Origin of the sequence: Yinghuangia sp. YIM S10712 (assembly GCF_051388935.1) — a bacterium.
In the GTDB taxonomy this organism is placed as follows: domain Bacteria; phylum Actinomycetota; class Actinomycetes; order Streptomycetales; family Streptomycetaceae; genus Yinghuangia.
The window spans coordinates 101687-115250 of sequence record NZ_JBPKBI010000008.1; the positions used below are offsets into that span (position 1 = coordinate 101687).

Below are 13564 nucleotides of genomic sequence, written 5' to 3' on the forward strand. Positions count from 1 at the left end.
TGTCCGGACGCCGGGGGAGGGGTGCGGCCGCCGACGACTAGGATTGCCGAACGTGACGACCCAGCCTGTGAGCAAGCCCCGCATCCCGAACGTCCTGGCCAACCGCTACGCCTCCGCCGAGCTGGCCACCTTGTGGTCGCCCGAGCACAAGGTCGTCCTCGAACGCCGCCTGTGGCTGGCCGTGCTTCGGGCGCAGGCCGACCTCGGTATCGAGGTCCCCGCATCGGCGATCGCCGACTACGAGGCGGTCGTGGAGCGGGTCGACCTGGCCTCGATTGCCGAGCGCGAGCGCGTCACCCGCCACGACGTCAAGGCGCGCATCGAGGAGTTCAACGCGCTGGCCGGGCACGAGCACGTGCACAAGGGCATGACCTCGCGCGACCTCACCGAGAACGTCGAGCAGCTCCAGATCCGCCAGTCGCTCGAACTGGTTCGCGACCGGGTCGTCGCGGTCCTGGCCCGGCTCGGCGAGCTCGCCGCCGGCAACGCGGAACTGGTCATGGCCGGCCGGTCGCACAACGTCGCCGCGCAGGCGACGACGCTGGGCAAGCGCTTCGCGAGCATCGCCGACGAGCTGCTGGTGGCGTACACGCGTCTCGAAGACCTGCTGGGCCGCTATCCCCTGCGCGGCATCAAGGGGCCTGTAGGCACCGCGCAGGACATGCTCGACCTGCTCGGCGGCGACGGGGAGCGGCTTGCCGAGCTGGAGCGGCGCGTCGCGACGCACCTCGGGTTCGACGCGGCCTTCGTCAGCGTGGGCCAGGTCTATCCGCGCTCGCTCGACTTCGACGTCGTCTCGACGCTCGTCCAGTTGGCCGCCGGGCCGTCGTCGCTGGCCAAGACCATCCGCTTGATGGCCGGGCACGAATTGGTGACCGAAGGATTCCAGCCGGGGCAGGTCGGTTCCTCGGCGATGCCGCACAAGATGAACACGCGCTCGTGTGAGCGCGTCAACGGCTTCATGGTCATCCTGCGCGGCTACCTGTCGATGACCTCCGAGCTCGCCGGGGACCAGTGGAACGAAGGCGACGTCTCCTGCTCTGTGGTGCGCCGCATCGCGCTGCCGGACGCCTTTTTCGCCTTCGACGGCCTGGTGGAGACGTTCCTGACCGTGCTGGAGGAGTTCGGCGCCTTCCCGGCCGTCATCTCGCGCGAACTCGACCGCTACCTGCCGTTCCTGGCGACGACGAAGGTCTTGATGGCCGCGGTGCGCGCCGGAGTGGGTCGCGAGACCGGGCACGAGGTGATCAAGGAGCACGCCGTCGCATCCGCGCTCGCGATGCGCGAACAGGGCGCCGAGCGCAACGAACTCCTCGACCGGCTCGCCGCCGACGACCGTCTCCCGCTCGACCGCGCCGCGCTGGACGCTCTGTTGGCGGACCGCCTGTCGTTCACGGGGGCCGCGTCCGCCCAGGTCACGGAGGTCGTCGGTCGCATCGAGGACGTTGCCGCACGGCACCCCGAGGCGGCCAAGTACCGTCCGGGCGCCATCCTCTGACGCGGCGTCAGTAACAAGACGGGGGCCGGATCGCGATGACGTGCCCGGCCCCGGGGCACCGGACGCTCCGGCGTCCGCGACCCGCAGGTGTCAGATGTCGAGCGCCTGTTTGCGGTACGCCCCCGGCGTCGTTCCGAACGCGTTGCGGAACGCCTCGATGAACGCGCTCGGCGTCGCGTAGCCGCAGCGGGCCGCGGTGCTGGTCACCGAGGCGCCGTCGGCAAGAAGCTTGAGTGAGTGGTGCAACCGCAGTTGGCCGCGCCACTGCGGGAAGCTCATGCCCGTCTCGGTACGGAAAAGTCTGCTGAGCGTGCGTTCCGCCGCCCCGACCGCGACGCCGAGTTCGGCGAGAGTGCGTTCGTCGCCCGGGTCTGCGGTGAGCAGGTCGGCGACGTCGCGGAGCCGCGGATCACGGGTCGCGGGCAGCCCGAGTGGCAGCGCCTCGACGCGGTGCAACTGGTCGAGTGCGACGCGCTCCAGATTGGTTCGTTGCGCAGGCGTCAGCGGGCGATCGCGGTCGGGAACGTGCGCCGCTCTGCTCAACGCCGCGATCACCTCGCGCAACAGCGGCGTCACCGCGAGGACCGTCGGCCGGTCGACTTGCAGCGGATTGACGTCGGCCGCGAAGCACAAAGTGCGCAACTCACTCGGCCCGTGCGCCTCATGCGCATGGGCGACGCCTGCCGGAACCCACACGGCACGATGCGGAGGCACCACCCACGTTCCGTCCGGCGTCGACACCTGGAGTACGCCGAGCCCCGGCGCGATGAGTTGGTTCACCGCATGGTCGTGCCACTCCACACGTTCGCGGTGTGCGAGGGGAACCCGAGTGGGGCCGTCGAGGTGTTGGCGGGTTGTCGACATAAAACGTCAGACTAACGACAGTCGACGTCCGGGTGGGCTCGCGATGCTGGGCGGGCAAGCGTACGAATCACCCGGAAGGGCGAATCCCAGCATGACCCAACACGAGGCCGCCGCGGTCACCGCCGGCGCGGCGCGGCACGACGCTGTTGCGCCCGCGCAGGCGAGTGCCGCGCCGGCGTCCGCCGTCGGGCCCGTCCCCAAGACACCGCACGCGGCCGGGAAACCAGCCGAGGAAGGCGTAGGACCACGCGTCCCCGAGCCCGGCTTCGTTCTTCCGCCGTCGTCGTCCGCGGAACACCCCGCCTCCGAGCCCTCCGAGCCCTCCGAGAATTCCGAGAATCCCGAGAGTTCGGAGAAAGCGGACTCGGTGTGGCGCCGCATGCGCCTGTGGGGCATCGCGCACGCCGTCGACGACCTCTACCAGGGCCTCGTCCCGGCCAGCGTCCCGTACTTCGTGCTCGACCGCGGCTACAGCTATGTCGCGGCGTCCGGCCTGACACTCGCCGCCACGCTCGGGAGCGCGATCCCGCAACCCTTCCTCGGCGTCCTCGTCGACCGCATGCGCGTGGGCTGGATGGCTGCCGCCGGCGTCGCGGTCGCGGGACTGGGGCTCGGATTCTCCGGCCTGGTCCAGCCGTACTTCGCGGTGTGGACGCTGATCCTTTTGTCCGGACTCGGGGTCGCGATGTTCCATCCCGCCGCCGGCAAGGCGGCGCGCGAGGAAGCGGGCGAAAGCACTGCGGCCATGAGCGTTTTCGCGGCCGGCGGCAGCGTCGGCTTCTTCATGGCACCGGTGCTGGCGACCCCGGCCCTGGTGGCGTGGGGAGTCGGCGCCACCGTGCTGTTCATCCCGCCCGCGGTGCTGGTCGCGTACGTGCTCTACCGCAACAGGCACCGGCAGCGGGTCCTTGCCGCCGCGGCGGCCACGACACGCACCGGGCAGGACCAGTGGACGCCGTTCTTCGTGCTCACCGCGATCGAAGTCGTCCGCTCGGTGCTCTTCTCCGGGATCAGCACGTTCATCGAGCTGTACTGGATCCGGCACCTCGGTGCCTCGCACGCCCTCGGCGGCACCGCGCTGGCGTTCTTCCTCGGCGGCGGCGTGCTCGGCACCCTGGCCGGCGGCCGGATCGCCGACCGGATCGGGCTGGTCCGGACCGTACAGCTCGGCAGCGTGCTCGTCATCCCGATGCTGGTCGCGCTGCGCCTGCTGCCCGGGACCTATGTGCCGTTGCTCTTCGCTGCCGCGACCGGGCTCGCGCTGAACATCCCCTTCGCGGTGCTGGTCAAGCTCGGTCAGGACTACCTGCCGACCAGGCCCGGAACAGCGGCGGGCGTCACCCTCGGTCTCGCGGTGAGCATCGGCGGCCTGATCTCCCCGGTGTTCGGCCTGGCCGCCGACGCACACGGCCCCCAAAGCGTCTTCCTGATCATGTGCTTCGTGCCCGCGGCGGCCCTCGTCCTCGGCTGCTTCCTGCGCGAACCACGCCGCACACCGGCGGCGGGGGCGGACGGTTGAACCACCCGAGCCGCCGGCTTGCGCCTCAGGCCGGCGGCTCCCTGTGGAACCACGGCCGGGCCTGCTCAAGCTGCGTCGCGAGCGACAGCAGCAGGCCCTCACCGCCCAGACCGGCCACGAACTGGATCCCCAGCGGAAGCCCGTCCGGCGTCCAATACGTCGGCACCGACATCGCCGGGCGTCCGGTGATGTTGGCGAGCTGCGTGTACGGAGTCCAGCGCAGGTTCTCGTCCGCGACGCGGTCGACCAGGTCGGTGAAGGCCAGCAGCCCCGCACCGCGCACCGCGAGGAGCAACCGGCCTGCCGCGTCCATCCACCCCGGCGTCGCGACCTGGCCCACCCGTGCGGGCGGGTGCGCCAGGGTCGGGGTCAACAGCAGGTCGTACGACTCGTGGAACAACGCAAGGCGGCGGCTGTGCTCGTTCCAGCGGTTGTGCGACTCGACGTACGTCGGCGCGCTGGTCGCCCGGCCGACCGCCGCCATGATGCGGGTGTCCAACTCGAACTGGTCCTCGCCGCACCCGGTGCCCCGCCGCACCAGGTCCAAGTCGGCGGCGATCGACGCGAACAACAACGTGAGGAAGTCCCGGGCCAACTGCCGTTCGTTCACGCCGGTCTGGGCCTCGTGCACCTCGTGGCCGAGCTCGCGCAGCAACCCGACGGCGTCCTCGACCGCCGCGACCGCCTCGGGGGAGACGTCCATGCCGATCGGTGAAGCCGTGGCGTACCCGATGCGCAACCTGCCCGGATCTCGGCGGGCGAGCTCGCGGTACGAAGTCTCCGGCAGCGCCGGCACATACGGACCGGCCGGGTCGAGGCCGGCGATCACGTCGAGCATCGCCGCGGAGTCGCGCACACTGCGTGTCAGTACCCCGTTGACCGCCGCGCCGTGAAGCATCTCCGCGTACGCCGGGCCGCTGGGCACCAGCCCGCGCCCGGGCTTGAGCCCGAACAACCCGCAGCACGCCGCCGGGATGCGGATCGAACCGCCGCCGTCGTTGCCGCCCGCCGCAGGCACGATCCCTGCCGCGACCGCCGCGGCCGAGCCGCCGCTCGAACCGCCGGGCGTGTGCGCGATGTTCCACGGGTTGCGCGACGGTCCGTTCGCGATGGGCTCGGTGACGCCCTTGGCCCCGAACTCGGGTGTGTTGGTCTTGCCGAAGACCACCAGGCCCGCGTCCAGCCACCGGCGGACGACCTCCGAGTGCTCCGGCATCGGATGCGTCGCCAGCGCCCGCGAGCCGGATCCGGTCGGCAGACCCGCGTAGTCCTGCGCCAAGTCCTTGAGCAGGAACGGGACACCCGCGAACGGCCCGGTCAGCGGCAACTTGGCACGCTCGCGGGCGACGTCGTACATCGGCCGGACAATCGCGTTGACCCGGTGGTTGACCGCCTCGGCCCGGCCGATCGCCACTTCGAGCAGCTCTGCGGCCTTCACCTCGCCGCGTGCCACCAGACCGGCCAGACCCACCGCGTCGTGACCGCGGTACTCGTCGTACTCCACCGTCGGGCCTCCTTGCCTCGCCACCCGTCCCGACATGGCTACGTTCGGTAGCCGCCCGGCCGAGGTTACCCGCGCCGGTCGGCGCCCTGCCAGCAGACTCGCGCGCCGCGCAATAGCTCCTGGCTGATTCGGGGACAACGCGTTGACCTGCGGAAACACCATCCCCTCCGCATGCCGAGCGGCAGAAAACGCAAGTGCGTTCGATAATCCATGGCCCGAACGAGTGAAGCCACCCCCTGCCGACGCCGAACGCCGCGCACGCGACGGGTTCTTCTGCGGCGTGCCGGACGCTCGCTGACGCCGGGAGAGAGCGGGGCCTGTGTGCGCTCCGTCGATATGTGGCGCGCGCCACGCACGACCTGGTCACGCTGGGTGTTCTCGGTCGTGTGTTCCCCCGCCCCACCAGGGGTGATCGCAGGCGGTCACGGTTCAAGTGGCAGCGGCCATATCCCGCGCCTACCGTTCCCAAAGGATGCCACGCGCCCCGCGGCGCCCGGTGAAGCGAGGTGAACACCTTGTACCGCCTGTCCGAGCCTCTGACTCCGGTCCGCGTGCCGGTGGTCGTACCTGCCCCGATGCCGGCCTCGGCGGCGCTGCCGTCGCCCGCTCGATCCCGCGACCTCGCCTCGATCCCGCTCCCGACCGACACGACGTCGTCCGCGCGGCACGACCCGTCGACCGAGCTGCCGGTCGTCCTGCTCACCGGCGCCAGCGGCGTGGTCGGCGAGGCCATCGCCCGCGCGCTGCGTCCGATCTTCCGCGTGGTCGCGCTGCGCGGCCGACGTGCGTCTGCACACGCGCACCACGAGGTGCCCGTCGACCTGGCATCGCCGCGCCTGGGGCTGGACAGCAGCGCGTGGACCGAACTCGCCGCCCGCGCCGATGTCGTCGTCCACGCGGGCGGCCGGGCGTGCTTCGACGACAAGGCCGACGACTTCCACTGCGTGAACGTGTCCGGCTCGCGGCGCATGGCCGAGCTGGCGCACGACGCCGACGCCCCGCTGATCCATATATCGACGGCATTCGTCGACCACATCGAGCACGCGCGCGAGGCCGCCGCGACGATCCCGGGCGACTGCGCGGCCCGGCCACTGACCTATCTGGAATCGAAGATCGCCGCGGAACGCGCGGTCGCGGCATCCGACGCGCTCGCGTGCGTCGTCCGCCCGTCGGTGGTCATGGGCGACACCGGCACCGGGTGGATCCCGGAGCACCAGGCCGTACACGGGCATATCAAGATGCTCTTGGGCGGCGCCAGGACCTCCGCGTGCGGTCCGCACCAGCGCCTCGACATGGTCCCGCGTGACCTGCTTGCTCGTACGGTGACGGCACTGGCGGTGGTCGCCGTTCGCGACAGCGGCCGGCTTCCCGCGCTCTACCGAGTTTGCGCCGGAGCGGCGGCGCCCACGTGCGAGGAGTTCGCCCAGCAGGTCGTGGAGACCGCCCGCGGTGCCGGACTCCAACTGCCGCAGCCGGAGTTCCACGACCCGGCGAAGGCCCCGCTCGTCGAATTCCCCAAGTGGGCGAGCCTCCCGGAGCGGGCACGCGAGGTGCTGGCGATCCAAGCCGCGGGGAGCACGATTTTGGGCGCGGGCGAGGTCTTCCCGACATCGCTCGGAGGCCACGAACTGCCGGACGGCCCGCCGGCACTGACGCTGGATCAGGCGCTGCGGAACCTGGACGCCGACATACGGTTCGTGCTCACCGGCGGGCGCTGACTGCCGCGCTCCCGGGTCAGGCCGGTCGGCGGACGTCGCGCGTGGTCATCCCCTGGTCCTCCGCATCGACACCCCAGGTCAGCACGCGGCGCGGGTGGATGCGGATGATGTCGGGGTCCAACCCGTCGCCTGCGGGCTCCTCGCCCCGGACGGCTTCGGCGGTGCCGCGGATCTCGATGCCGCGCACTGTCCACGGTTCGTACGACGCGATGTCGTCCACGACGAAAGCGACCTCGGGGTTCTTCGCCACGTTCCGGAACTTCCGGCTCGTGCCCATGTTGTAGCCGCGGATGTCGATCGTGCCGTGCACGTTGTCGACCTTGTAGGCCACCGGGTTGTTCTGGAGCGTCCCGTCGGGGGCGACCGTGGCGAGGCGGCCGAGCCGTTGGCTCAGCAGGTACGCGATCTCGGCAGGGGTGAAAGGCGTCGTCGAAGTCATGCGTTCAGCCTGCTGGTTGAAGTGCGGTTCAAGTCAAGCGACGCGCGCGGCGGCCGGGGCCGTGTCAGCCCGCGCCGCCGAACCACCCAGGAATGTCGAGGCGGAAGAACTCGTCCGGGGCCATGCGCCGCAGGTCGGCGTCGAGTGCGCGCAGGCGGTCCGGGCCGAGTTCGTCGGCCCAGCGGGCGCGGATGGCGTCGAAGATGCGGCTTGAGCGGACGAGGCAGTCGACGCCGTGCGGCGTGAGATTGACGAGTTTGCGGCGGGCGTCGCGCGGATCGGGGCTGAGCTCGACGTACCCGAGGCCCTTCAGGGTGGCGATGGTCTTGCCGGCCGCCTGTTTGGACACGCCGAGGGTGCGCGCGAGTTCGGCGGCGGTCGTGCCGCTTGGACCGATCGCCTGGAAGACAAAACCGTACGAGGGCCGCATGTCGGGATGACCTTGCGTGGCCAGCTCGGTGTGCACCTCGTCGATGATGCCGCGGAACGCCATGAACAGCCGCAGCGGCAACATGAAGCCCGGCGGCTCGGCCGGAAGCTGCTCCGGCATGCGGCGGCTCCTTGGGTTCACACGGTGTTCGGGCGCAGTGGCGTCGATCGTAGAGGCGGACGCCGTGCCGGTGTCCGGCGTCCGCCTCGATGCCTCCGCGGGCGCGGTCAGGGTGTGGGCTGCTCCTCGACGTGCGCCTGCACCTCGGCGAGGAACCGCTCGACGGTGTCGCCGGACGCGACGAAGTCGGTGACCGACTCGCCCAGGACCTTTCCGGCGAGTTCGGTCGCGATCAGGCCCAGCTCCGCGTGCAGGACCGCCTCGGCGACCGCGCGCTCCTCCGCGATCGATCGGGTGTTCGACGCGATCAGTTCCTCGCGTGCGCGCTGGCCCTCGGCCCGCAGCGACGAGATGGTCTCGGCGCCCTCGTCGATCAGTTCCTGGCGGACCCGCGCGGCCTCGCGGCGGCCCTCGGCGAGCTCGCGCTGAAGGTCCTTGGCGACCCCGGCGATTTCCTCCTTGATGCCGTCGGCGGCATCGAGCCGCCCTTCGGTGAGCTCGTGGCGCTCGTCGAGGACGCGCGTGATACGGGGCAGCAGAACACGGCCCACGATCACGAAGACGAGCGCGAAACACACGGTGGCGACGACAAGTTCGGCGACATCAGGTTTGAGTGGTCCCATCGTGTCACCGTATCGGCGACGCCGGTGCGGGCGAACGCCGGGTCGACAGGGCGGACCGGAGACTGCGGGGAACGAGGCATCGGATGCCTGTCATCCGGCCTCCTCATCCGCGGCGGGCACTTGGGCGTCCTCGAAAGCCCATGCGGGCAACGGCTCCATGGCCGTGATCCACTCCTTGGGCAGGCCCGATCGCCCGACCCGGGCGCCCAGGATTCCGCCGACGATCGCGCACGTCGTGTCGACGTCGCCGCCGGCGGACGCGGTGGCCCAGACGGCCCCCTCGAAATTGTCGCGGTACCGAGCCGCGATCCACACGGTGAACGTAACGGTGTCCGGCGCGCTGACCCGTCGGCCGCTGCCCAGACTGCGGCCGACCCGCGCGGGATCCTGACGATCTGTCAGGCTCCGTGCCGCGCCCAGTCGTTCACGGACCAGTCCGGGAGGCGTGGCGGCGGCCACTTCGGCGACGTACGCCTCCGGGTCCGCCGGCCCGCGCCACGCCAGGGCGGTGGCCACCGCGACGGCGACCGCCCCGGCCGCGCCGTCCGGGTGGCGGTGGGTGACCTCGGCCGACGCGGCGGCTTCGTACGCGGCCCGCTCCGGGTCGTCGGCGAACCACGCGCCCAGCGGCGCGACCCGCATTGCCGCGCCGTTGCCCCAGGAACCCTGTCCGTCGAAGGGTTCCGCGGCCAGGTCGCGCCACGCGCCGCCCGCGCGGATGAGCCGCAGCATGCGGTTGACGGTCGGGCCGTAGCCGCGGTCGAAGTCGTGATGCCGGGCGAACGCCGCGGCCAGCCGGTCCTGGTCGACGCGCCCGTGCCGGACGAGCTCGGCGTACACGGAGCAGGCCATCTCGGTGTCGTCGGTCCACGGCCACGGTGCTTCCGGAAGCGCCTGCCGCCGCAGGAGCGGCAGATTGTCCGGCACGAAGAACTGCGCGCCGAGCGCGTCGCCGAGGGCCAGGCCGAGCAGGGAATCGAGAGCGCGCGCGTGACGCGACGCCGGTGTGGGACGGGGGAGTTCGCGGATCGGATGAGTCGTCATATGGGTGCCATTTTTCCAGCACGGTCGGCCCGGCGGGGATGTCCCCGGCCGTCGCATGCGTCGGGGGGGTCCTTCATCGCCCGCCCGGCGGCGACGAAGGACCGGCCCACCGCTCCCACGCCCGGCTGAGCCGCTACATCGGATCGACCCTGGTCAGGCCGTGCTCGTCGAGGCGCAGCCACCGTGTCACGTCCAGATCGCGCAGGAACGGCACGTCGTGGCTCGCCACGATCAGCGCCCCCTGGTACGACTCCAGTGCGCTTGTGAGCTGCCTGACACTGGCCATGTCGAGGTTGTTGGTCGGCTCGTCCAGCATCAGCAACTGCGGAGGCGGCTCCGCCAGCAGCAGCGCCGCCAGCGTCGCGCGGAACCGTTCGCCGCCCGACAGGGTGTCCGCCCGCTGGTCGGCCTTGCGTCCTTTGAAGAGGAAGCGGGCGAGCCGCGCACGGATCTCGTTGTCGGTGGCTCCCGGCGCGAACCGGCCGACGTTCTCCGCGACCGTGAGTTCGTCGAACAGCAGATCGAGGCGTTGCGGCAGGTACCGCAGCGGCACCTCCCGCTTGACCTCGCCCGTCTCCGGGGCCAGAAGCCCTGCGACGGTCCGCAGCAAGGTCGTCTTCCCGGATCCGTTGCGGCCGATCAACGCGATGCGCTCCGGACCACGCACGTCGAACTTCACACGCGGCCCGTAACGCAGCCGAACACCCGATAGGGACAAGACCGTTCGACCGGCCGGGACCGCCGTCAGCGGCAGATCGACGCGGATCACGTCGTCGTCGCGGACGGCGCGTTCGGCCTCTGTCAGCCGCTCGCGCGCGCCTGCGAGCCGGTCGGCGTGCATGGTGCGGTGCTTGCCCGCCGCGACCTGGGCCTGTCGTTTGCGTTCGCCCATCACGACCTTGGGCTCGCGCTTGTTGTCCCACATCTTCTGGCCGTAGCGCACGCGGCGGGCCAACTTGACCTGAGCATCAGCGAGTTCGCGTTTCTGGCGGCGTACGTCGGACTCGGCGACGCGCACCATGCGCTCCGCGGCGTCCTGTTCGACTTCGAGCGCGCGCTCGTAGTCGCTGTACGTGCCGCCGTACCACCGCACGCCGCCGTCCCGAAGATCCGCGATCTGGTCGACGAGGTCCAGGAGTTCGCGGTCGTGGCTGACCACGACCAGCGCGCCCGCCCACGACTCGACCGCGTCGTAAAGGCGCTCGCGGGCGGTCAGGTCGAGGTTGTTGGTCGGCTCGTCCAACAGCAGCACATCGGGCCGACGCATCAACTGCCCGGCCAGGGCCAGGAGCACGGACTCGCCGCCGGAGAGCCGACCGGTCGTCCGGTCCAACTCCAGGTGGCCGAGGCCGAGTCGGGCGAGTATCGCCGCGGCGCGTTCCTCGACGTCCCAGTCGTCGCCGACGGCTGCGAAGTGCGCCTCGTCGAGGCTGCCGGCCTCGACGGCGTGCAGCGCGGCCCGGGTCGTTGCGATGCCGAGCACCTCGTCGACGCGGGCCTCGGTGTCGAGGGTGAGGTTCTGCGGCAGGTAGCCCAGCTCGCCGTGCACCCGCACCGAGCCGCGCGTGGGCGTGAGTTCACCCGCCATCAGACGCAGCAGCGTGGACTTGCCCGCGCCGTTCAGACCGACCAGGCCGGTACGGCCCGGCCCGATCGCCATCTGGAAGCCGCTGAACAGCGTGCCGCCGTCCGGCCAGGCGAATTCGAGGTCGGTGCAGACGACGGACGTCGTGGTCATGGGACTGGACAAGGTGGCCTCCAAGGCGCTCGCGGGGGTCGGGGCGGCGTCGTGAGACACGCGGACGCGGCGGAAGACGACCAGAGGAGGCAGGGAGGGCCTGAACACGACAAAGGAGAAGGCGGGCTCCGTACCGAGGCCGAGATCGCGCGTCACCGCACACGCCGGGGCGTTGCGGGGGCGGTCTCCTACCTCAGACGAGCAACGGCCTTCTCCTCATCGATCGTGATCGGCCCACCGAGTCGGGGGCCGGGAAGAAACGTATGCGGGACATGACACCGCGGCAAGCGATTTTCTTCCCGGTCCGCCGATCAGATCGCCGGGCCCCGGTGCGCGCGGACGAGCGGTGCCTTCTGCTCCTCCGCGACGCGCTTGAGCGCCTCCCGCAGCGTCAGTCCCGAAATGCGGTCCAATCTGCGCGCCACCCAGTCGACGACGTCGTCGGGATGGTGCTTCGACGCCTCGCGCAGCACCCACCCGACGGCCTTGCGTACGAAAAACCTCGTGTCGACGAGCAGCGGATCGGCGATCTCGGTGAAGACCGGAAACCAACGCGGGTAGGTCTCCGCCGACCTGACCGGAAGCAGGAACGCCAGCACGCCGGCACGCCGCAGCCACATCTCCTCCTGCGCGGCCCACGCCCGGTACGCCGGCTCGGTCTCGGGCAGGCGCAGCAGCAGCCGCGCGGCCACCGAACCGGCCAGCACGTCGACCAGCGCCCAGGTACCGGACTCGCCGATCAGGTCGCCGAGCAGACGCGTGTCGTCGGCGACGAGGCGGTCGGCGTACGCCTCCAACCACAGGCATGCGGCAAGCCGCGTCTCGTGCACGGGAGGCTTCCACAGCACGCGGGCCACGGCCACCACGTCCGTGTGCGTCAACGCGGGGTGCGCCTGGCGCCGCGCACGCACCTCCGCGCGGATGTCCGGGACCGCGACGCCGTAGTGCTTCAGGTCGCTGCGCAAGTATCGCTTCGCGCCCTCGGCGCGCACCGGGTCCGCGAGCGCGGCCAGCGCCTCATCCACCTGCGCGGCGAGATCGGCGGGCACATGGGCGGTGCCAGGCTCGGGCGACGTCACCCCACTTGCCTACCCGACCGTGCCGACGCCATCGAGGACATTCGCCGGTCCGGCGTGTTTCGGACACCACCGGACACCACCGGCCACCACCGGCCACCGGCGGCCGACCGTTCCGGCCTGCGCCGCCGTCCCCCGCGTCCGCCGCCCTCGCGGGTCGGAAAGAATGGGCGGGTGAAGACGCGCTATACCCGCGAGGAACTCGCCGCGGCGGTCGGGCGGACGGTGCCGGATGTCCTGGGGACCGGCCTTGACGTGCTGTTTTGCGGTATCAATCCGGGGCTGATGTCGGCGGTGACGGGGCATCACTTCGCCCGGCCGGGCAACCGGTTCTGGCCGGCGCTGCACCTGTCGGGTTTCACGCTGCGGCAGTTGCGGCCCGACGAACAAGACCAGTTGCCCGGGCTCGGGCTCGGCATCACCAACGTCGTCGCGCGCGCCACGGCCGGGGCGGCGGAGCTGACCGCCGACGAGTACCGGGCGGGCGGGGAGATACTGCGGACCAAAGTCCTCGCGTACAAACCGCGTTGGCTGGCCGTCGTCGGCATAGGCGCCTACCGCGCCGCCTTCGCGTCGCCCAAGGCGGTGATCGGCCGCCAGGCCGCGACCGTCGGCGACACCGGGCTCTGGGTGCTGCCCAACCCCAGCGGGCTCAACGCCCATTTCACGGTCGACACGCTCGCGGCGGAGTTCTCGAAACTGCGCGACGCGGTGGCCGCCGCGCCCGGTTAGGGCCTGTCCGGTGGATCTCTGCGGACCAGCCGGCGTGGTTGCCGGTGCGTGCGATCGCAGGGCGCGGGGCCGGAGCCGGTACTCGGGGCACTCGCCCGCCGGGCCCGGTGGCCCTCTTTCGTCCGCAGCGCCGCGAGCGTGCGTGCCGCTCCGCGCGGGCCCGGAGAGATTCGCCGGACAGACCCGGGGTCGTGTCAGAGGGGATCTGATCGGGTCGGCACGCGGCGTGCCGACGTTGCGGGCCCGCGGAGATCCCCGC

At 71.3% G+C, this 13564-nt stretch carries 12 protein-coding genes; 4 read left to right on the forward strand and 8 right to left on the reverse strand.

Features of this window, described 5'->3' with window-relative positions; all coding sequences use genetic code 11:
- The first annotated feature begins 52 nt into the window (after positions 1 to 52).
- Positions 53 to 1498, forward strand: a complete 1446-nt coding sequence (gene purB / locus ACRX5W_RS18350) for an adenylosuccinate lyase (RefSeq protein ID WP_436789263.1) — start codon at positions 53 to 55, stop codon at positions 1496 to 1498.
- Between the two features lie 90 nt (positions 1499 to 1588).
- On the opposite strand, the gene ACRX5W_RS18355 is transcribed toward purB, so the two are convergent.
- On the reverse strand, positions 1589 to 2362 hold the full coding sequence (locus ACRX5W_RS18355) for an AraC family transcriptional regulator (RefSeq protein WP_436789264.1): 774 nt from the start codon (positions 2360 to 2362) through the stop codon (positions 1589 to 1591).
- Between the two features lie 91 nt (positions 2363 to 2453).
- On the opposite strand from ACRX5W_RS18355, the gene ACRX5W_RS18360 reads away from it, so the two are divergent.
- Positions 2454 to 3881, forward strand: coding sequence for an MFS transporter (locus ACRX5W_RS18360; RefSeq protein ID WP_436789265.1), 1428 nt, complete (start codon positions 2454 to 2456; stop codon positions 3879 to 3881).
- 25 nt (positions 3882 to 3906) lie between these two features.
- On the opposite strand, the gene ACRX5W_RS18365 is transcribed toward ACRX5W_RS18360, so the two are convergent.
- The gene (locus ACRX5W_RS18365; protein WP_436789266.1) at positions 3907 to 5385 is read right to left on the reverse strand and encodes an amidase; all 1479 of its coding nucleotides are present in this window, start codon (positions 5383 to 5385) and stop codon (positions 3907 to 3909) included.
- Positions 5386 to 5891: 506 nt separating this feature from the next.
- On the opposite strand from ACRX5W_RS18365, the gene ACRX5W_RS18370 reads away from it, so the two are divergent.
- On the forward strand, positions 5892 to 7103 hold the full coding sequence (locus tag ACRX5W_RS18370) for an SDR family oxidoreductase (RefSeq protein WP_436789267.1): 1212 nt from the start codon (positions 5892 to 5894) through the stop codon (positions 7101 to 7103).
- A 16-nt stretch (positions 7104 to 7119) separates the two neighbouring features.
- On the opposite strand, the gene ACRX5W_RS18375 is transcribed toward ACRX5W_RS18370, so the two are convergent.
- The 6 genes from ACRX5W_RS18375 to ACRX5W_RS18400 all read right to left on the reverse strand — a co-directional run bounded on the left by ACRX5W_RS18375 (position 7120) and on the right by ACRX5W_RS18400 (position 12576).
- The gene (locus ACRX5W_RS18375) at positions 7120 to 7542 is read right to left on the reverse strand and encodes a PPOX class F420-dependent oxidoreductase (protein WP_436789268.1); all 423 of its coding nucleotides are present in this window, start codon (positions 7540 to 7542) and stop codon (positions 7120 to 7122) included.
- Positions 7543 to 7606: 64 nt separating this feature from the next.
- Positions 7607 to 8092 carry a MarR family winged helix-turn-helix transcriptional regulator gene (locus tag ACRX5W_RS18380; protein ID WP_436789269.1) on the reverse strand — a complete coding sequence of 162 codons (486 nt, stop codon included), beginning with the start codon at positions 8090 to 8092 and terminating at the stop codon, positions 7607 to 7609.
- Between the two features lie 107 nt (positions 8093 to 8199).
- Positions 8200 to 8715: a F0F1 ATP synthase subunit B family protein gene (locus ACRX5W_RS18385; RefSeq protein WP_436789270.1), complete on the reverse strand. Its 516-nt coding sequence runs from the start codon at positions 8713 to 8715 to the stop codon at positions 8200 to 8202.
- 90 nt (positions 8716 to 8805) lie between these two features.
- The gene (locus ACRX5W_RS18390) at positions 8806 to 9759 is read right to left on the reverse strand and encodes an ADP-ribosylglycohydrolase family protein (RefSeq protein ID WP_436789271.1); all 954 of its coding nucleotides are present in this window, start codon (positions 9757 to 9759) and stop codon (positions 8806 to 8808) included.
- 133 nt (positions 9760 to 9892) lie between these two features.
- On the reverse strand, positions 9893 to 11497 hold the full coding sequence (locus tag ACRX5W_RS18395; protein ID WP_436789272.1) for an ABC-F family ATP-binding cassette domain-containing protein: 1605 nt from the start codon (positions 11495 to 11497) through the stop codon (positions 9893 to 9895).
- A 311-nt stretch (positions 11498 to 11808) separates the two neighbouring features.
- Positions 11809 to 12576 carry a DNA alkylation repair protein gene (locus tag ACRX5W_RS18400; RefSeq protein WP_436789273.1) on the reverse strand — a complete coding sequence of 256 codons (768 nt, stop codon included), beginning with the start codon at positions 12574 to 12576 and terminating at the stop codon, positions 11809 to 11811.
- A gap of 171 nt (positions 12577 to 12747) precedes the next feature.
- Between ACRX5W_RS18400 and mug the strand changes: the two genes are divergently transcribed.
- Complete coding sequence (gene mug / locus ACRX5W_RS18405; protein ID WP_436789274.1) at positions 12748 to 13305, forward strand: G/U mismatch-specific DNA glycosylase; 558 nt, start codon at positions 12748 to 12750, stop codon at positions 13303 to 13305.
- Positions 13306 to 13564 lie beyond the last annotated feature (259 nt).